This is a genomic window from Micromonospora sp. IBHARD003 (assembly GCF_056106285.1).
In genome coordinates this window covers 651,891-670,205 of sequence record NZ_JBWBBX010000001.1, presented here as the reverse complement: position 1 = coordinate 670,205, position 18,315 = coordinate 651,891, and the positions used below count along the sequence as shown (strand labels likewise).

Sequence of the window (18,315 nt, the reverse complement as noted above, 5' to 3'; positions counted from 1 at the left end):
GGCCGAGAAGATCAGAACCGCGGAACCCAGGACACCCGCCGGACACGGTGATAAAGGAGCAGCAGGGGATTACGGCTTCAAGATCATCCCGTGGCGGCTTTTGAGCTCATCTTGGCTGGACCCCCCGTTGCTCCGGGCTGCTTCGTCATGCCGCCGGTTCACTTCGGGGCTCGTCGCCCATACCGTGCGCGTGCGAGGTGATAGGCCGCAGACAGCAGCTCACGGGTTGCGGCTTCCGTGCGCGGGCCCGGGTTCACCACCGCCAGCCAGGCGACGGTGCCGTAGACGGGGTGGGCGAGCACGGTGTCGGTGGCGCTGGGGTCGACCTCGGTCGCGGCGGCCTCGCGTGGCGCGTGACCGGTCCACCGTGTGAACGCTTCCTTCCCGGCGGAGACGTTCACGCGGAAGCTGCCCGGGCGGTCCAGACGTGACGCCTCGTCGCCGGGGTAGTTCTTGGTCACGACCGTCGCGAACGGTTGGGTCGCTGCCGGGGTGACGCCATCAGGCGCGTAGTAGAAGAACGTGTCTCCCCAGCTGACCTCCGGCGAGCCGTCGCCGGGTGCCGGCCTGAGGGTCAGGACGCCGTCGAGTCCGTCCACGAAGCTGATGATCTCTTCTGGGGTCATGTCCTCCAGCGTTGCATTGAAGTGCTCGTGGAGACTTGGGTCCTGTCCGGGCTGGAGAGGCTGAAGGGTTTCTGGATGTCAGGTCTCAAATCAGGGGAGCTACGCACCGTCGATGTCGCGCGGCGTGCCGGGTACTCCGTCCAGCAGGTCCGCAATCTCGAGCGCGACGGTGTGCTGCCGCCGGCGACGCGCACTGCCACGGGCTACCGGATCTACGGGGAGGTGCATGTGCGGTCCGCGCTGGCCTACCGGGCCTTCGCGGCAGGGACGGGCCCGACCGAGGCCAGGAAGATCGTTCGGGCCGTTCACGAGTTCCCCGCCTCGCAGGCGGTGCTCGCCCTCCTCGACGCGGCACATGCCCGGCTCGACGCAGAGCGTGCGGAACTGCGGCAGGCCAAGGAGGCTGCCGAGGCAATCTCCGGCGAGCCGATCGAGGGCGTAAGCGCAGCGGACTCGATGAGCGTGTCGGAACTCGCCGCCGCGCTCGGTGTGCGCCCTTCGACGTTGCGGCACTGGGATGCGGAGGATCTTGTCGTCCCCGACCGGGACTCCGCGCGGGGAACGCGTCGCTACACACCGGCCCAGGTCCGCGACGCGCGGATCGTTCACCAACTCCGCAAGGCCGGTTACCGCATCGCACCCCTTCGCGCCCTCATCCCGGAGCTACGGCGCGCACGCCGGACAGAGGACGTCGCCGCCGCGCTGGCTGCAAGAGACGCCGGTATCGCGGCGCGTTCCAAGGCCCTCATCGACGGTGCCGCCGCACTCAGTGCCCTGCTCTCGCTCGCCACCCCGGAACGCCACGTGCCGTCCGTGCCGTAAGGGGAGTGGCCGACCGCGAGGGACGCGCGCCGGTTTCCCCGAGCGGGCCAACAGCCGTACGCGGCAAGGCCGTTGCGGTTTCGTTCAGGTGCGGGCCCCGGTTCGTGTGCATATGCGCCGACGAGCAGTTCGGACGCCCCGTCGACGGGCGCCGGACGTGACGACACCACTGCTGTCCACCTCTCCGGCCCGGGTCAGCGGGGGACGGCCGACCGTGCCGCCGCCGGCGTACGCGCCTCGCGTGAACGCCCGGCGTCGACGACCGCGAACGGGTCCTTCGTCGCCACGGAACCGGCCGCCGTGAGGGAGACATCGGTGTCCGCCCCGTACACCGCGGCGCCGGCGAACGACGGCCTGCAGGCCAGGGGCAGCGGAGCCGGGAGCGTGAACCACACGATCTTGCCCTCCTCGCCCTTGGGATGTACGCCCCAGCTCTCGCTCAGCGCCGCTATCAGGGCGAGCCCGCGCCCGGTGGTCTCGAGCCTGCCGCCCGCGCCGCCCGCGGCGGGCAGCCGGGGGTCGTTGTCGTGCACCGAGACCGTGAGCCGGTTGAGCAGCAGCTCGAGCTCGACGGCGCAGAGCTTGTCCGGCTGGGCATGCCGGTGGACGTTGGTCAGCAACTCCGTGACGCCCAGCGCCGCATGGTCGATCAGAGGATCGAGATGCCAGTAGCGCAGTTGCGCCGACACGATTCTGCGGACCTGACCGATCCGCACCGGCAGAGCCTGGAGCTCCACCCTGCAATGCCTGCTTGCCTCGCTGATCACGGCTGCGACTCCCCGAATGAGGTCCGGAAGAAGACGAAGGAGCGGATCCAGCAGTTGGCTGCCTGCTGTGTTGTGCCGACGGTCTGGGTCGCAGTGTAACCGCCGGTGAACCCTGAGTGATGAAGTCAAGCGTGAACCAGGGGTGACGACTTCGCAACTCCACGGACACGCATGGTTGGGAGAGGCATATGCGACGGCGGGGACCCGTACACATCGATGTGGCCGTCGCACGCGGATGTGTTCGCGCGGACGGGCCGCCGCTCGTGACGCACCGCAGCACCGACGCGCGGGACACGCCCCGGCACCGGCGCTCACCCACGGGCGGAGTGCGGCGTTCGTCCGTGTGACCGGATCCGTCCGGTCACCGCTCGATCGCCGTCCGGTCGCCGCATGATCAGCCGCGGCGGCCCCCGGCCTTGCGGACCGCATCCAGGAAGCGGCCCGCAAGCGCCGAGCCGTCGAGCCTGCTGCCGTCACCGGTCCGGGCAGGGCGGTCCATGGTCAGCCGGTAGCGTGTGCCGTTGACCGTCGCGACGGTGCTGTCGCTGCCGGCGAACCAGGGCCGGCCCGCCTGCACGGCGTCCACCGGAGCACTGTCGATCACCCGGCCGTAGCTGGTCAGCAGCGCGAGACGGCCGTCCTCGATGAGCACTTGACCGGCCTTGGTGAGCGAGCGGGGCCACCGCTCGATCCGCACCCCCGTGGCGTTGAAATCCGGCTCCTGCATGGCCGCCCGCCCCCTTCGCACCAGCTGCTGCGTTCAGTCTGCCCCGGCGCCCGCATCACCACCAGAGCGCATTCCGACACCTTGCCACAAGGAGTTGCTATGGAACCCCAAAGTGAACGTTTGTGCAGGTGAGGGGCTTATGGTGCAGTGGGGAGTGAGCCCGACAAGGTGAGGAGCGGGGCGCATGAGCACACATGAGGCGATGGCCACGATCGATGTGGACCGGAGCGACGCGGAGTACCGGGCGTGGCTGAAAGACGCCGTACGCAAGGTGCAGGCCGACGCGAACCGCTCGGCCGACACCCACCTGCTGCGTTTCCCCCTGCCCGAGCACTGGGGGATCGATCTCTACCTCAAGGACGAGTCCACGCATCCCACCGGCAGCCTCAAGCACCGGCTGGCCCGTTCGCTCTTCCTCTACGGGCTCTGCAACGGCTGGATCCGGCCGAGCAGACCCGTCATCGAGGCCTCCAGCGGGTCGACCGCCGTCTCCGAGGCGTACTTCGCGAAGCTGATCGGCGTTCCGTTCATCGCCGTCATGCCCCGGACCACCAGTGCCGAGAAGTGCCGGCTGATCGAATTCCACGGCGGACAGTGCCACTTCGTGGATGACCCGATGAAGGTGTACGAGGAGTCGGCGGCACTCGCGGTCGAGTGCGGCGGGCACTACATGGACCAGTTCACCTACGCCGAGCGGGCCACCGACTGGCGTGGCAACAACAACATCGCGGAATCGATCTACCAGCAGCTGAAGTTGGAGCGCTACCCGGAACCCGCGTGGATCGTCGCCACCGCCGGCACCGGGGGCACGTCCGCGACCATCGCCCGCTACGTCCACTACATGCAGCACGACACCCGGATCTGTGTGCCCGACCCGGAGAACTCCTGCTTCTTCGACGGCTGGATCCGGGGGGACGCCATGGCGACGAGCGACTGCGGCTCGCGCATCGAGGGCATCGGACGGCCTCGCATGGAGCCCAGCTTCGTCCCGGGGGCCATCGACCGCATGATGAAGGTGCCGGACGCGGCGACCGTCGCCGCCGTGCGGGCCCTTGAGCGGGCCATCGGACGCAAGGCGGGCGGTTCCACCGGCACCGGGCTGTGGAGCGCGCTGAAGATAGTCGCCGAGATGGTGGCCGCCGGGCACCGGGGCAGTGTGGTCACGCTGATCTGCGACCCCGGCGACCGCTATCTCGACAAGTACTACTCGGACGAATGGCTGGCCGGACAGGGCCTGGACATCGCCCCGTACACGGAGGCGATCGACCGGTTCCTCGACAGTGGCGTCTGGCCCGGCTGACCGGGATTACGGGACAGCCCTCAGACGCCGGTCGAGCTTGTGCACGGCGTCCCGGAAGGAACGGCCCACTCCCGGCTTCGCCAGCCGCATCACGAGCCGGAGCGGCCCCGGGCCGTCGACGGCCATCGTCCACCGCACCCGTGTCCCGGAACCGGCCGGGCTGAGCAGCCACTCCTCCAGCATGGCGTGGACGCCGGGGAGGTTGGTCTCGTCGATGCGGTACGCGTAGCGGGTGCCGGGCTCGGAAGCCATGATCGTCTCCTGGAAGCGGACACCTCCCCTCAGCGCGACCTCCCGGCCCGCTCCCTCATGGGTCGGCCGGGCCGAGGTGACCGGGCCGAACCAGGCCGGCCAGCCTTCGACATCCTCTGCGAGCGCCCGGTGGACGGCCGACGGAGGTGCGCCGACGTCGGCCGTGAAGACGAGGCGCACGGGGGCGGATTCGACGAAGTCGAGCTGCACGGGGTTCAGCCGGCGTGGCATCGGGACCGTACCTCCGGGGTCGGGGTGGCGGGCGGGCCGGGACACCATAGCCGCCGGAGCGACAGGGCGGCACCATCGTGCAGGCCCGTTCCCGGGGGGGCGAACACAGCGCCGGCGCCGCGTGATGCGGTCCGTCGCCGGGATCCGGCCCCCGCGCAGGCGAGTTCGGCCTGACAGCCCGTGCTCGCTCCCCTGCGAAAGGTCCCCAGGTCCTGTCCGGGCGATCTTCTCGGGCCCGCAAAGATCGCCCGGACAGGACACTAGCGGTCCGTCAGCAGGCCGTCGACGACCCGGCCGAAGACAAGGCGCGCCGTCCCGGCCAGCACCGGGTCGAAGGCGCGCGGAATCCCGCGCAGCCGCAGCTCCTCTTCCCAGGCCACCCGGGAACCTCCGGGCGCCTCCCGGACCTCGATCTCGGCCCAGCCCAGGACGACCCGCCCGAGCTTCTCCAGACGGCAGCGGCCGGGGCGCCCAGGACCCGGATCCTCCCAGCGCACGACCTGCATCACGTCGTCACAGCCCCATGGTCCGACGCCCGTACGCGCGACGAACCGTGTACCGACCCCGGGCCGAGCCGCCGCCCCGTTCGCCGCCCAGGCTCCCTCGGCCGCCCCGGCCGCATCCGTCGTGCTCGCCGAGTCCGGTGGCAGCAGCGAGATGTTCGTCAGCGGGACGTGCGCCGCGTGCGCGGGCCAGTCGGTGAGCCGCCGCCAAGCCTCTTCCACGGGAAGAGGTGTCGTACGCACGATCCGGAACAGGGCCATGCTCAGTCCGGGGAGCCGGTTTCGGTCCCGGGCGACTCGCCCGCCACCACCAGATGCGGCAGATGCTCCGCGATCTCCTCGCGCGCCCGGGCCGGCAGCCCCGCGTCCGTCACGAGGGTGTCGACCTCCTCCAATCCGGCGAACGAACTCAGTCCCACCGTGCCCCACTTGGTGTGGTCGGCCACGACCACCACGCGCCGGGCCGAGCGGACGAGCCGGCGGTTGGTCTCCGCCTCCGCCAGGTTCGGGGTCGAAAGGCCGGCCTCGACCGAGATCCCGTGCACCCCGAGGAACAGCACGTCGAAGTGGAGCGAGCGGATCGCCTGGTCGGCGACCGGGCCCACCAGGGAGTCCGATGGCGTCCGCATACCGCCCGTGAGTACCACCGTCGCCGTCGCGGCCCGCTGACCTCCTCCCGACCCGCCGCGCTGCGTCGCGTGGAACACATCGGCGACCCGCACCGAGTTCGTCACCACCGTCAGATCGGGGACGTCGACGAGATGCTGCGCCAGTGTGTAGGTCGTCGTCCCGCCGGACAGGGCGATCGCGCTCCCGGGCACCACCATGGCGGCTGCCGCCCGCGCGATGTCCTCCTTCGCCCCCGGCTCCAGCGAAGACTTGGCTTCGAACCCCGGCTCATGGGTGCTCGCCTCGGCGGTCACCGCGCCGCCGTGCACCTTCTCGATGACGCCCTGTCGCGCGAGGGCGTCCAGATCCCTGCGCACGGTCATGTCGGAGACGTTCAGCCTGCGGGTGAGCTCGTTGACCCGTACGCCGCCCCGCCGCCGCACCTCGTCGAGGATCAGGGCGCGCCGCTGTTCCGCCAGGAGGTGCTGGTTGTCGCTCACCGCCGAGCCGCCCCTTTCCGTTTCCTGCTCCCGCGCCGCGTCACCGCCGTCCGAGGAGGTCACTCATCCTGCCACGGATCGCAGCCACCCGTACGGGGGAGATTCAGGGAGAGGCCGGCGCCACCGGTCACCCAACCGGGACCCTGGTCGAGCGGCCCAACCGCCTCCAGAGAGCGAGCCAGAGACGTGCCTCCTGCCACCCCGGCGCCTGATCCGGCACGTGTGCCGCAGCCGCCCCAGGCCCCGTTACCGGTACGGAGCACGACTGCGGAACCGCCGCGGGCCCCGGCGGCGGACCGCGGCGGGCAACTCCACCCCGGCGGCGGTGCGGCACTGGAGCTGCTGGTCCACGGTGTCGGCGGTGCCACCCCGCAAGAGATGCTGGGCGACCCCCGTACCGTCAGGATCACCGGGGACGGAACCGCCGCCGTCTACCGCCGGCCCGAGGACGCCGATGCCGAGCGGCACCCCGAGCGGTACGCCCGAGGACCGGTGCCCGAGGCGTACTGCTGGGCCAATCTCACTTCCGGCAACGGCGCCCGTGCGCTCTGGCTGCTGCTGCTGCCCTTCATGGTCGTCAACCTCGCGCACTGGATGCGTCCGACGACCAAGGGCCCGTCGACCGCCGTCAGGTGCTACGGGATGCTGGTGCGGCTCGTGGCGCTCAGTCTCACCGCTCTGCTCACCGCCGCCACCTGCGAGGTGGCGCTCGATCTGACGGCCTGGCAGTGCGCGGGCTCGGCGCCCTGCTCCGCCCACAGCTCCTGGCTGGGCTTCCTCTCCGCGGCGGGCGACGGCTGGTGGTCGCAGCCCGGCCGGCGCCTCTCGCTCGCGGCCGTCGTGCCCGCGGCGCTGGTGGGGCTCCTGTGGTACCTGTCCAATCGCACCTGGAGTGCCTACGAGTCCCAGCGCCCGCCCGCCGTCACGGCGGACGGCGCTCCGGGTCGGCAGACTCCGGTGACGGCGGCGGCCTTCGGAGCCGACGACACCGGCGGGATCACAGCGACTCAGGAGGCAGACGAGACCCAGGAGGCAGATGAGACCCGGGAAGGCACCGGGACCGACGGGGCGGTGGACACCGGCTGCGGCGCCGCTGGGCCGCCCGTGCGTCCCGCCCTCGGCCGCCCCGGCTTCTGGTACGGCCGGCGCATCGTCGCCCGGCTGCGCGCCGCCCACACCGCTGCGGGATTCCTGATCGTCGCGGCCGCCGTCACTGGAGCCGCCGCCCGCCACGACCGCGGTGCCGACGTCCTCGCCCTCGACATCGCCGGCAGGATCCTGGAGTCGCTGCTCGCCCTCACCGCCGTGGTCGTCGTCGCGGTCGTGTTCCGCAGAGGCCGCAGCGACAAGGTCGTCGACAACCGCGTCGACCGCGCCGTCGTCGCCTGGCTGCCCTGTGTCTCGCTCGTGCTGCTGGCTCTGGCCGTGCTGTACGCCTCGTGGTCCCGCCCCGGATGGGTCTCCCACGGCACGCTCCCCGGGGAGACCGCGTTCCGTCTGCTCACCCTGGCCCAGGGCTGCCTGACCGTCGCCCTGGCCGTCACCGCGCACGTCCTCCATCGTCGGGTCCGGCACCCTCGCACCGCCCTGCACGGCATGGGCGGCCCCGCGGTCGCTCTCCTGGCCTGCGCCCTGGGCGGTGTCATGACCGGCGGGGTCGCCCAGCGGGTCGCCGACTGGCTCGACGGGCCCGGGACTCCCGGAGTGGGCCGCGGGTCCATCGCGGGACCGCCCGTGCTGCTCAGCTGGCAGGCGTCGGTCATCCCCGTACTGCTGCTCCTTCTGCTCGTCCCGCTCGCGGTCCTCGGCGTACGGACGTGGCGCACCGCCCGCTCCCTCGCCCCCACGATCGAGCAGGACTACCCGGGGGAACGGCCCGACGAGGTCCGCACCCGGCGCATCGCCGCCACCAGGGCGGCGGCCGCGCTCACCGACACCGCCCCCACCGTCATCGGCATCCTCTGCACGGCGACCTTGCTGCTCGGCGCGGGCGCCGTCGTCGGGGCCTGGGCGACGGGCGAGGTGCCGGGCGAGGCGTTCGACCGGGCCCATCCGGTCGTGGAGGCAGTCGCCGATGCCGCTCAGACACTGGGTTCGCTGCTCATCGGACTCGGCTTCGTCCTGATCGTCACCTGGGGCAGACGGGCCTACCGGGACGCCGCCGCCCGGCGCACCATCGGCATCCTCTGGGACGTCGGCACGTTCTGGCCACGCGCCGCACATCCCTTCGCGCCGCCCTGCTACGCCGAACGGGCCGTACCCGACCTCACCTGGCGCATGGCCTCCTGGACCGGGAGCACCGGCGGACGGCTCGTCATCTCCGGCCATTCGCAGGGCAGTGTGCTGGCCGCCGCCGCGGTCTGGCAGCTCCCCGCCGCCATCCGGCGCCGAGTCGCCCTGCTCACGTACGGATCACCGCTCGAGCGGCTCTACGGGCGCTGGTTTCCCGCCTACTTCGGGCCCGTACCGCTTCGCGCACTCCACCGGGAGCTGCACTGCTGGCGCAATCTGTGGCGGCACACGGACCCGATCGGAGGGCCGGTGCGGCTACCGGCCGAGGACGGCAAGCCCGATGTCGACCGGGAAGCCCTCCGAGACCCGGTCGTCTACGGCCGTACCGACTCCCACCCTCTCCCCGAACCGATACTCGGCCACTCCGACTACCAGGCCGATCCCGCCTTCGCCCAGGAGCGCGGGGAACTGCTGAACCGTCTGCCGCCCGCACTGCCGTCCCCGCGAAGCGGTGCCGGGGGGTGAGGACCGGTGCGCCGGTGTGCTGGAGAGACGGTAGGCCGGTGGGCCGGTGTGCCTCACCGCAGTTCGGGCAGGTCCTCCGGCAGCAGCAGGGTGAGATCGTCCGTGCTCGTCTCCGTGAGCCCGGCGACGCGCACCGCATGCCGCTCCACCATCGACTCGAAGGTCTGACGAGCGGTACGGCCGTTGCCGAACGCGGGACCTTTCGGCAGCGCCGTGAAGTACTTCAGCAGCGCCTCGGCCGTTCCGTCGGCCAGCCGGTACTCATGGTCCTCGGCCTGCTGCTCCACGATCCGCAGCAGCTCCTCCGGCACATAGTCACCGAAGGTGATGGTCCGTGAGAATCGTGAGGCCACCCCTGGGTTGACGGTCAGGAAACGATCCATCTCCGCCGTGTACCCTGCCACGATCACCACCACCGCGTCGCGGTGGTCCTCCATCAGCTTCACCAGGGTGTCGATCGCCTCACGGCCGAAGTCACGGCCGGAGTCCTCGGGTGAGAGCGCGTACGCCTCGTCGATGAACAGCACTCCGCCGCGCGCCCGGTCGAACGCCTCCTGGGTACGGATCGCGGTCGAGCCGATGTGTTCGCCGACCAGGTCCACCCGCGACACCTCGACGAGATGCCCGCGCTCGAGCACCCCGAGCGACGCCAGGATCTCGCCGTACAGCCGCGCGACCGTCGTCTTCCCGGTGCCGGGGGAGCCGGTGAAGACCAGGTGGCGGCGGACGGACGCGGCCTTGAGGCCCGCTTCCCTGCGGCGCCTGCCGACCTCGATCATGTTCGTGAGCGTACGGACCTCGCGTTTGACGCTCTCCAGGCCGACCAGTCCGTCGAGTTCACCGAGGACATCGGCCGATGAGCGGGCCTGGTCCGGCTTCGGCGCGCCTGGTGACGCGGGCTGCGCCACTGGCTCGGCGGCGCGCTGCTCGGGGATCACACCGAGCAGTCCGGAGGAGTGCGCGGACTGCGGGGCCGTCAGCACCGCCGGGGTCTGCTGCGGCGCGGCGCGCACTCCACTGGTGTCGGAGGTGCAGTCCTCGACGTGCACGCCTTCGTCGGGGAACTCGTAGCCCCCGCGGGCGCAGCGCTCGGTGCGGCAGCGCGTCAGCGTCGTACGGCAGCCGTCCGTCACATGGAAGCCGTAGCCCGAACTGCCGGTCACCCGGCAGCCGTGGAACGAACCGCGCCCCTCGGCCGAGACGTAGAAACCTGCCTCGGCCGGAGAGGTGACCGTGCAGCGCTCGATCGAAGGGTCCGCTCCCTTGGTGACGATCACTCCCGTCTGCGTCTGGTCGATGGTGCAGTTGCTCAGGGTGCCGCCGCTGCCGTGATCGCGGAACCAGGCGCCCGTTGAGGCATCCCGGATACGGCAGTCGTCCAGCTGGGCCGTCGCGCCGTCGCTGACCGACACCGCCGTGTTGCGCACCTGCGAGAGATCGCTGTCGACGACGTCGGCGCGCGAGCCGCGGTCGAGTACGAAGAGCGCGTCCGGGACGTCGTGGACGCGGCAGGAATCCAGGACGGCGGTCGCTCCGTCGCTGACCCACACGGCGGGGTAGTCACCCGTACTGTCGTGGATCTCGCACTGGTTGGCATCGACCCGGGTACCCGGATCCCACACCGACAGACCGTTGCGTCCGAAGCGCCGCACGGTCGACCGGGTGAGTGTGAGCACCGAGCGCGACCGCAGATCCACCGCGTTCTCGGGCACGTCGTGGATGTCGCAGTCGGAGAGCGTGAGCACGGCGTCCGTGTCGAGGGTGACACCGTCGGCGGAAGTGCGGTGCACACTCGAGTCGGTGAGATGCGCGGTGGCGCGCGAGGCGATCTGCACTCCGGCGCCTCTGATCTCGTACACCTCGCAGCCGAGCGCCTCCAGCGCGGTCGACTCGCCGGTGACACTCAGCCCCGCGCCCGAGGCATGGTGGACCCGGCAGCGCTCCAGCCTGGGGTGTGCGCCGCCGTGCACCGAGACACCGGCCTGCCCGGCCGCGACGACTTCGCACTCCTCGAACATGCCTCCCGCGCCGTCCAGAACGGCGATGCCCACGCCGGCGGGGTTGTCGACGGTGCACCGGCGCACGGTCGGCCGTGCGGCGCCGCGCACCTCGATCCCGGAGGCGGACCGGGTGGTGATCCGCAGGTCCGTCAACTCCGGTGTGCCGTCCTCGACGAGCAGCGCCGGTACAGAGGTGTCCTGGCCTTCGACATGGAGGTCGTGCACGGTCGCGGAGGCCCGCACCGTCAGCGGGACCCCTTCGGGCGGCGCGATCCGCACCGAACCGGCCGATCCCTCGGTCCCGCGCAGGGTCACGGCACAACGCACCACCAGGTTCTCCCGGTAGGTCCCGGGGGAGACGGTGAGGATGTCGCCGTCACCGGCGGCCTCGAGGGCTGCGGCGAGGGAGCCGTACTCGCCCGTGCGGCGCCGCCACCGCGATGTGCCGGTGTGCGTCACCTGGACCGTGCCCTGTGCCATGGTGCTGCTCTGCCCCCACCTCGTCGTTCGGTTCCACGCGCTGTGCCCGGCGCTGCCCCACCGTAGCGCGAGAGAGGGGCGACGGTTGACCGGTCAGGTACCTGTGCCCGTACGGCCCCATTCGGGACCGAATTTCGCCCATGCGCGGTCGAGGTCCCCATACCTCCGCTGCATCAGCCGGCGTACGAGTACCCGTCTGCCGCTCGCCACCGCCCCGGCGGTGAAGGCCGCGGCACCGAAGCCCGCGAACACCGCGTGGGCCCGTGCGGTGCCGGGGTCGAGCGGGCGGCTGACGGAACGGCCCTCGCGGTCGGTCCAGATCCGGACGGTGCCTCCAGGACGCACACTCCGCGCGACGACGGTAACCAAGCCCCGGTGCCTCTCCCCGTCCGCCGCCGCCCATTCGACGACCACCGTCGTGCGCGTATGTTCCACCGTCCGTGCGTCAGGGTCGGCGGCGGAGCGCGTGGGCTCTGCCGGCGCGCGGACGACACGTGCCGTGGTGGCGCGCCGTTCGGACTGCTGGGCACGCACGGTCTCGTGGAGCGCGGCGCCGGCGAGCCCGCCGCAGAGCCAGCCGACGGCCGGGGCGCCGACGGCGAGCAGCAGTGCGGCGGCCAGCGCGGCCCACCCCTCGACGAGATCGGTGGTTCGGCACAGGGGATTGTGCCGCCAGCGCCACAGGTCCAAGACGGCTCGCACAGCTTCGCCCCCTTCCGCTCCGTCGGCATCTTCTACGGACGGTGGTGCCCGGGTGTTCAGCGACTCGGTGCGTGTGACGGACACAGGGCCGTCTCGTAGGTCTCGGCGGCGAGGGCCGTCACGCCCGGGGTGCCTTCCCAACGAGCACGGCCCCGTGCAGGTTTCGTGCGACGTCGGGGGCGCGGCGGTCGGCGGGGCGGTTCAGCCGAGGATCCGTACCGGATCCCCCACCCTGACCGTGCCGGTGGTCTCCGGAACCAGGTTCTGGCCGAAGACGAGCCGGTCGCCCAAGCGGCGATGCCGGGCGAGGGTCCGCAGCGGCTCCCTGCCCCGTCGCGCCGTCAGCTGGTCGGTGGTCGTCACCACGCAACGACCGCAGGGCTTGGCGACGCGGAACCGGACTTCACCGACCTGAAGGAGCCGCCAGTGGTCCTCCGCCCAGGGGTCGGCGCCGTCCACGACGAGGTTGGGCCGGAAGCGGTTCATGGGCAGGGGACCCTCCTCGGGGTGGCTGCCCTGCGCGATGAGCGAGTTCAGTGCCGCGAGCGACGCGAGCGAGGTCACCAGCAGCGGGAACCCGTCCGCGAACGAGACCGTTTCGCCCGGCCGCGCGTAGTCCGGATCGACGGGCCGGCGGTGGGCCGGATCGTCGAGATGCACCAGCCGGACCGGTGTTCCGAGAAAGGCACCGAACCATGCCTCGGAGGCGGCACCCCCCGGAACCGCCTCCACCTTCTCCCCGAAAAGCTCCACGACCATCGTGGCCGACGGCTCGGGCACCGCCACGGTCAGCGGCGTCAGCCCGGGCGCGGTCAGCCGGATTCCGCCGTCCCCCCGGGGCTCGGCGGCTGCCAACGCAAGCCGGGCCTGCTGGCGTTGTGTCACGGCCTTGCCCGCGGCGTCGACGACCATCCACCGCCGGTCGCCGGCGAGCCCCCATGGCTCCACCACTGCCGAGTCCGGCGCATGGCCCGCGAGGGCCTTGACGGGATGGACGTGGACGGAACGGAGCACGGAAGCAGACATACGGTTCATCCTGCCAGCACACCGGGCATCCCTGCCGGGCGATGCGCATGGCACCACCCGGCACGCGCCCGCCGCCCCGCGGTCAGGCCCTGGGTACAGGACCGCCCCTCATGACCCGTCATGACCTCCGGTCATCCGGGCCGCCGGGTATCGCTCAGTACCCGCCGCCCTGGTACGGACGGTGGTACGGGTCCTCGTACGGCGCGGGCGTGGGCATCGGGCGGGGTGCCGCCGGGCGCATCGCCTCGTACCCACTCGTCATCGGGCGGGACATGGGCTGCGGCTGGACACCCGGGTAGCCCCGGGGACCGCCGGTCTGCTGGGGGATGTACGGCGCGGGCGCCTGCTGCAGCGGAACGGGCTGCGGCATCGCCTGCGGGTACCCGTACGCGGGCTGCGAAGGGGCCGCCGGGAGGGCGGGGAGAGCCGCGGGCAGCGCCGGCAGATAGCTGCCGACGGAGTCGTATGCGGCAGGCACTCGGATCGGGGCGATCTGAGGCATGCCCCGCTCCGCGACCAGGGAGTCGTAGATCGGGGTGTCGGGGAACGACGGCGCGGAGTAGTAGCCGCCACCGTAGGTGGAGCGGGGGGAGGTCATGGCACATAAGTTAAGCCCACGATGTGCTGGTTGGGGAGCCCGATTAGAGGGTTGTTTATTGCGCTACCGGTGACTGTGGATCCCCAATGCGAGCGAATCTGGGAAAAACGGTCGCTCCGAGCCGTCTAGATCGTGTAAAGGGCAAGCTGAGAAGGGGTTACCCACAGGTTGCCGGGGGTGTCGGGCTGTCCGCCGGAAGAGCCCTAGGCTGAGCGCACCGGAACGACCGGAGTGGGTCCCCGGCCGGGTGATCTCGAGCCCGGACCGTGACCCGGAGGACCCGCGAGGGGGCGACGATGTCCATGTCCAAAGGGGCGAATGTTCCCGTACCCGTGCTGAACGTCCGTGTGGAGCTCGGATGGCGTTCCGGCAACGGCGTGCCCGACGTCGACGCATCGGCGCTCCTGCTCGACTCGGGGTCCGGAAAGGTCCGCTCCGACGCGGACTTCGTCTTCTACAACCAGCCCCAGCACGCCTCCGGCGCCGTCCGCCACGAGGGCAAGCGCACCGACGGTGCCGCGACCACCGATCACCTCGCCGTCGACCTCGGCCGCGTCGAGCCCTCCGTCGAGCGGATCGTCCTCGCGGCGTCGGCGGACGGCGGAGGCTTCGGGCAGGTGCCCGGGCTGTACGTCCGGGTGCTCGACGCCGCGGGCGGTGCGGAGATCGCCCGCTACGAGAGCGGTGACGCGACGGTCGAGACGGCCTTCATCCTCGGCGAGCTGTACCGGCGCCAGGGCGCGTGGAAGTTCCGCGCGGTGGGGCAGGGGTACGCGAGCGGACTCGAGGGCCTCGCCACCGACTTCGGCATCACGGTCGACGAGCCCCAGCGGCCCGTCTCCGCGACCCCGCCGGTCCCCGCGACCCCGCCCGTCCCGCCGGCCCCCGCCGTACCGCCCACCGTGCAGACACCCGCCGCGCCCCCTGCCGGCGGCCCCGCCCCCGTACGCCTGAGCAAGGTCACCCTGACCAAGGAGGCCCCGACCGTCTCGCTCAGCAAGCAGGGCGGGACGTCAGGCACCATGCGCGTCAACCTCAACTGGGAGGTGCGCAAGCAGTTCACGGGCTGGGGGTCCAAGCTGGGCCGTGCCGTGGCCGTGCACGCCGATCTCGATCTCGACCTCTGCGCCCTCTACGAACTCACCGACGGTCGCAAGGGCGTCGTCCAGTCCCTGGGCAACGCCTTCGGTGCCCTCCACCAGCCCCCCTACATCCACCTCGACGGCGACGACAGGACCGGTGCCGTGGCCACCGGCGAGAACCTCACGGTCAATCTCGATCACCGGGACAAGCTCCGGCGCCTCGTCATCTTCGTCACCATCTATGCCGGCGCACGCAGCTTCGCCGATCTGCACGCCACGGTCACCCTCCAGCCGCAGCACGGTGCCCCCGTCGAGTTCTCCCTCGACGAGTGCACCGTCCCCTCGACGGTCTGCGCCCTCGCGCTCCTCACCAACCAGGGCGGTGATCTCGTGGTCCAGCGGGAGGCCCGTTATCTGGTGCCGGAACGAGGCGTGAGCCCCCAGCGCACCGTCGACCGCGCCTACGGCTGGGGCATGAACTGGACACCGGGCCGCAAGTAGCCGCAAGTAGCCGCAAGTAAATGGCCGGCCGCGGCGCGCGCCTTTCGTCAGCGGTCCGGCGCGGCCTCGGGGCGTGCGTAGGTGCGCCCCTTCCAGGCCGCTCCCCGGCCCCGGTAGTGCTGCACCGCCGAGTCCACGGTCATCAAGAGATAGAGCAGCGCCGTGAGCGGCAGCAGCGGAGCGAGCCACAGCGTCTGCCCGTAGTAGCGCAGTATCGGGATGTACGTCCCCGCCATCACCGCCCATGCCGCGAGCCCCGCCCACACGGCCACCACCGCCTCGCCGCCGCTCATGCCGGACAACCCCGCCAACACCACCACCGGAGGGGCGAGATACACCACCGTGAGCCCTGCCACCGTCCCGGCGAGCAGCAGCGGACTGTGGCGCAGCTGGGCGTACGCACTCCGCGAGACCATGCGCCACAGATCGGCCAGACGCGGATAGGGGCGGATGCTGTCCACACGCTCGGCCAGCCCGAGCCACACCCTCCCGCCTGCCCGCCGCACCGCGCGCGCCACGGCCACGTCGTCGATGACCGACTGCCGCACCGAGTCCGGGATCCCGGCACGCTCCGCGGTCTCGGTCCGCATCAGGACACAGCCGCCCGCCGCGGCCGTCGCCCGGGCACGCTTCGCGTTGATCCAGCGGAACGGATACAGCTGCGCGAAGAAGTAGACGAAGGCCGGGACCACCAGTTGCTCCCAGACGGTGGTGACCCGCAGCCGTGCCATCTGCGAGACCAGGTCGATCCCGTTCGTACGGGCGGCGGCGACCAGTTCGGTCAGGCTGTCCGGCTCATGGGCGATGTCCGCGTCCGTGAGCAGCAGATACCCGGGGCCCCGGGTCCGCGCGAGCCCGATACCGTGCCGCAGCGCCCAGAGCTTGCCCGTCCAGCCGGGCTCGGGTTCCCCCGGCGACGTCACCGTCAGCGGCAGTCCCCCGTAGCGCACCGACAGCTCGCGGGCCAGGGCGCCCGTGCCGTCGGTGCTCCCGTCGTCCACGAGGATCACTTCGGCCTCTCCGGGATACGACAGCCGCAGCAGCGACGGCAGACTCTGCGGCAGTACGGCGGCTTCGTCCCGCGCGGGTACCACGATCACGACGAACGGCCAGGCCTCGGCCGGCTCCGGCGCCGCGCGCCCGGGAAGCCGCTGATCCGTACGCCAGAAGAAGCCCTGTCCCAGCAGCAGCCACAGCCAGGCGGCCAGGGATACCACGGCGATCCACGCGAGGGTGCCCACTTGTCGCAGTCTGCCCCACACCGCCGGAGCCGCAAGGGCCGTCGGCTAGGGTGACCGGGTGAAGATCGCACTCATGGACTCCGGGATCGGCCTGCTGGCGGCGGCTGCCGCAGTGCGCCGGCTGCGGCCCGACGCGGATCTGGTGCTGTCCTCCGACCCCGACGGAATGCCCTGGGGACCGCGCACTCCGGACGATGTGACCGCACACGCGCTGGCAGTCGCCCGGGCCGCCGTCGCCCGGCGCCCCGACGCGCTGATCGTCGCCTGCAACACCGCGTCCGTGCACGCGCTGCCCGCGCTGCGCGCGGAGCTGGAGCCCGCGGTGCCGGTCATCGGCACCGTTCCCGCCATCAAGCCGGCAGCCGCGGGCGGCGGGCGGGTCGCGATCTGGGCCACCCCGGCCACGACCGGCAGTGCCTACCAGCGCGGCCTCATCCGCGACTTCGCCGGCGGCGCCGAGGTCACCGAGGTGCCGTGCCCGGGACTCGCGGCCGCCGTCGAGCAGGCCGACGAGGACGCCATCGACCGTTCCATCGCCGCTGCCGCCGCACTCACCCCCATGGACGTACGGGCCGTAGTCCTCGGCTGCACCCACTACGAACTGGTCGCCGAGCGCATCAGGGCCGCGGTCGCCGAGGGCCGGCGGGACGACCTTCCGCCCGTCGCCCTGCACGGCTCCGCAGGGGCCGTCGCCGCGCAGGCACTGCGCCGCGTAGACGCTCTTCCCGCGCCCGCCGCCGTCCCGAGCACCAGGGTGACCGTGCTGCTCAGTGGCCGTCCGTCGGCGCTTCCGCGGCCGGCTCTGGCGTATGCCGAGGGCAGACTTCTCGGCGCGGTGAATCCCGTCACTCCGGCGCACTGATCCGGCGACCGGCCCAGTCCCCGGACACGAACGTTTCCGCCTGTTCTCTGCCGCGCCCGCCTGCGACGACGCCTTCGCGCGAGGGACCCGGGGGCGGGATGCACCGCACAGCGATCCGGTGCCACCGGAGCGGAACGTGAGTACGCTGCTACGCATGACGGACCACCCCCGTGCCGCGGGGCAGGCCGCACAGGCGCCGCCCCCGGTCTGGACAGGCCGCGCGACCAACCGCATCCAGTGGGTGCTCGCGGCGGCAGGAGCCGCCTGTATGGCGCTCGGGATCGAACTCGCCGTCGAGGCCCCCTGGACGTCGGGCGTCATCCCGCTCCTGATGTCGGTGATCGGCTGTGTCGCGGCCGGCCTGCTGATGCTGTTCGGCACCCTCGCCTTCGTCCATGTGGCGGTCACGGTCGACCGCGACGTCATGGAGGTGAGGTGCGGTCACATCGGCGTCCCGAGGCGGAGGATTCCGCTGGCGTCGGTGGTGGCGGCCGAGTTCGTCCCCCGGGTCTGTCCACGCCAGTGGGGCGGTTGGGGTTACCGCTGGCGCCCCGAGCAGGGCACGGCGGTCGTCGTCCGCAGGGGCGAGGGCATGGTCCTGACGTTCGCCGACGGCAGGACCTTCACCGTCACCGTGGACGACGCCGAGACGGCGGTCCGGGTGATCCGCGATCGGCTGCGGCTATCGAAGGGGACCGCCGCCGGGATCTGACCGCCGCCGGCAACCGG

The 18,315-nt window shown here is 71.7% G+C and carries 17 protein-coding genes; 6 read left to right on the top strand and 11 right to left on the bottom strand.

The features are described from left to right. Positions 1-158: 158 nt before the first annotated feature. The gene (locus ACTWOL_RS02750; protein WP_474293913.1) at positions 159-626 is read right to left on the bottom strand and encodes a DUF6194 family protein; all 468 of its coding nucleotides are present in this window, start codon (positions 624-626) and stop codon (positions 159-161) included. A 27-nt stretch (positions 627-653) separates the two neighbouring features. Between ACTWOL_RS02750 and ACTWOL_RS02745 the strand changes: the two genes are divergently transcribed. After that, positions 654-1,448 (top strand): MerR family transcriptional regulator, encoded by a 795-nt coding sequence (locus ACTWOL_RS02745; protein ID WP_474293911.1) that lies wholly within the window; start codon positions 654-656, stop codon positions 1,446-1,448. 194 nt (positions 1,449-1,642) lie between these two features. Here the strand turns inward: ACTWOL_RS02745 and ACTWOL_RS02740 are convergent, their stop codons facing one another. Together ACTWOL_RS02740 and ACTWOL_RS02735 are read right to left on the bottom strand one after the other, a co-directional pair. Then, entirely contained in the window at positions 1,643-2,215 is a 573-nt protein-coding gene (locus tag ACTWOL_RS02740) for an ATP-binding protein (RefSeq protein WP_474293910.1), read from the bottom strand. A 394-nt stretch (positions 2,216-2,609) separates the two neighbouring features. Further along, positions 2,610-2,942 (bottom strand): hypothetical protein, encoded by a 333-nt coding sequence (locus tag ACTWOL_RS02735; protein ID WP_474293908.1) that lies wholly within the window; start codon positions 2,940-2,942, stop codon positions 2,610-2,612. Positions 2,943-3,126: 184 nt separating this feature from the next. Here ACTWOL_RS02735 and cds1 point away from each other — a divergent pair, with 184 nt between their 5' ends. Continuing rightward, positions 3,127-4,242 (top strand): L-cysteine desulfhydrase Cds1, encoded by a 1,116-nt coding sequence (gene cds1 / locus ACTWOL_RS02730; RefSeq protein ID WP_474293906.1) that lies wholly within the window; start codon positions 3,127-3,129, stop codon positions 4,240-4,242. 6 nt (positions 4,243-4,248) lie between these two features. Here cds1 and ACTWOL_RS02725 read toward each other — a convergent pair whose 3' ends face one another. From ACTWOL_RS02725 to ACTWOL_RS02715, 3 genes are all read right to left on the bottom strand, one after another. Then, a complete protein-coding gene (locus tag ACTWOL_RS02725) occupies positions 4,249-4,725 on the bottom strand; it encodes an SRPBCC family protein (protein WP_474293904.1) in 477 nt (158 codons plus the stop codon). A gap of 260 nt (positions 4,726-4,985) precedes the next feature. After that, on the bottom strand, positions 4,986-5,489 hold the full coding sequence (locus ACTWOL_RS02720; protein WP_474293902.1) for an SRPBCC family protein: 504 nt from the start codon (positions 5,487-5,489) through the stop codon (positions 4,986-4,988). Between the two features lie 2 nt (positions 5,490-5,491). Next, entirely contained in the window at positions 5,492-6,337 is an 846-nt protein-coding gene (locus tag ACTWOL_RS02715) for a DeoR/GlpR family DNA-binding transcription regulator (RefSeq protein WP_474301080.1), read from the bottom strand. Positions 6,338-6,559: 222 nt separating this feature from the next. On the opposite strand from ACTWOL_RS02715, the gene ACTWOL_RS02710 reads away from it, so the two are divergent. Then, positions 6,560-9,094 (top strand): hypothetical protein, encoded by a 2,535-nt coding sequence (locus ACTWOL_RS02710; RefSeq protein WP_474293900.1) that lies wholly within the window; start codon positions 6,560-6,562, stop codon positions 9,092-9,094. Between the two features lie 53 nt (positions 9,095-9,147). Here ACTWOL_RS02710 and ACTWOL_RS02705 read toward each other — a convergent pair whose 3' ends face one another. From ACTWOL_RS02705 to ACTWOL_RS02690, 4 genes are all read right to left on the bottom strand, one after another. After that, positions 9,148-11,574, bottom strand: coding sequence for a right-handed parallel beta-helix repeat-containing protein (locus ACTWOL_RS02705; protein ID WP_474293899.1), 2,427 nt, complete (start codon positions 11,572-11,574; stop codon positions 9,148-9,150). A gap of 93 nt (positions 11,575-11,667) precedes the next feature. Continuing rightward, the gene (locus tag ACTWOL_RS02700; protein ID WP_474293897.1) at positions 11,668-12,276 is read right to left on the bottom strand and encodes an Rv1733c family protein; all 609 of its coding nucleotides are present in this window, start codon (positions 12,274-12,276) and stop codon (positions 11,668-11,670) included. A 201-nt stretch (positions 12,277-12,477) separates the two neighbouring features. After that, a complete protein-coding gene (locus ACTWOL_RS02695; RefSeq protein ID WP_474293895.1) occupies positions 12,478-13,302 on the bottom strand; it encodes an MOSC domain-containing protein in 825 nt (274 codons plus the stop codon). 154 nt (positions 13,303-13,456) lie between these two features. Continuing rightward, positions 13,457-13,900 (bottom strand): DUF6643 family protein, encoded by a 444-nt coding sequence (locus ACTWOL_RS02690; RefSeq protein WP_474293893.1) that lies wholly within the window; start codon positions 13,898-13,900, stop codon positions 13,457-13,459. A 296-nt stretch (positions 13,901-14,196) separates the two neighbouring features. On the opposite strand from ACTWOL_RS02690, the gene ACTWOL_RS02685 reads away from it, so the two are divergent. Beyond that, on the top strand, positions 14,197-15,483 hold the full coding sequence (locus ACTWOL_RS02685; protein ID WP_474293892.1) for a TerD family protein: 1,287 nt from the start codon (positions 14,197-14,199) through the stop codon (positions 15,481-15,483). A gap of 47 nt (positions 15,484-15,530) precedes the next feature. Here ACTWOL_RS02685 and ACTWOL_RS02680 read toward each other — a convergent pair whose 3' ends face one another. Beyond that, positions 15,531-16,724: a glycosyltransferase gene (locus ACTWOL_RS02680; protein ID WP_474293890.1), complete on the bottom strand. Its 1,194-nt coding sequence runs from the start codon at positions 16,722-16,724 to the stop codon at positions 15,531-15,533. A gap of 58 nt (positions 16,725-16,782) precedes the next feature. Here ACTWOL_RS02680 and ACTWOL_RS02675 point away from each other — a divergent pair, with 58 nt between their 5' ends. Then, positions 16,783-17,586: a glutamate racemase gene (locus tag ACTWOL_RS02675; RefSeq protein ID WP_474293888.1), complete on the top strand. Its 804-nt coding sequence runs from the start codon at positions 16,783-16,785 to the stop codon at positions 17,584-17,586. Positions 17,587-17,740: 154 nt separating this feature from the next. After that, a complete protein-coding gene (locus ACTWOL_RS02670; protein ID WP_474293887.1) occupies positions 17,741-18,298 on the top strand; it encodes a hypothetical protein in 558 nt (185 codons plus the stop codon). Positions 18,299-18,315 lie beyond the last annotated feature (17 nt).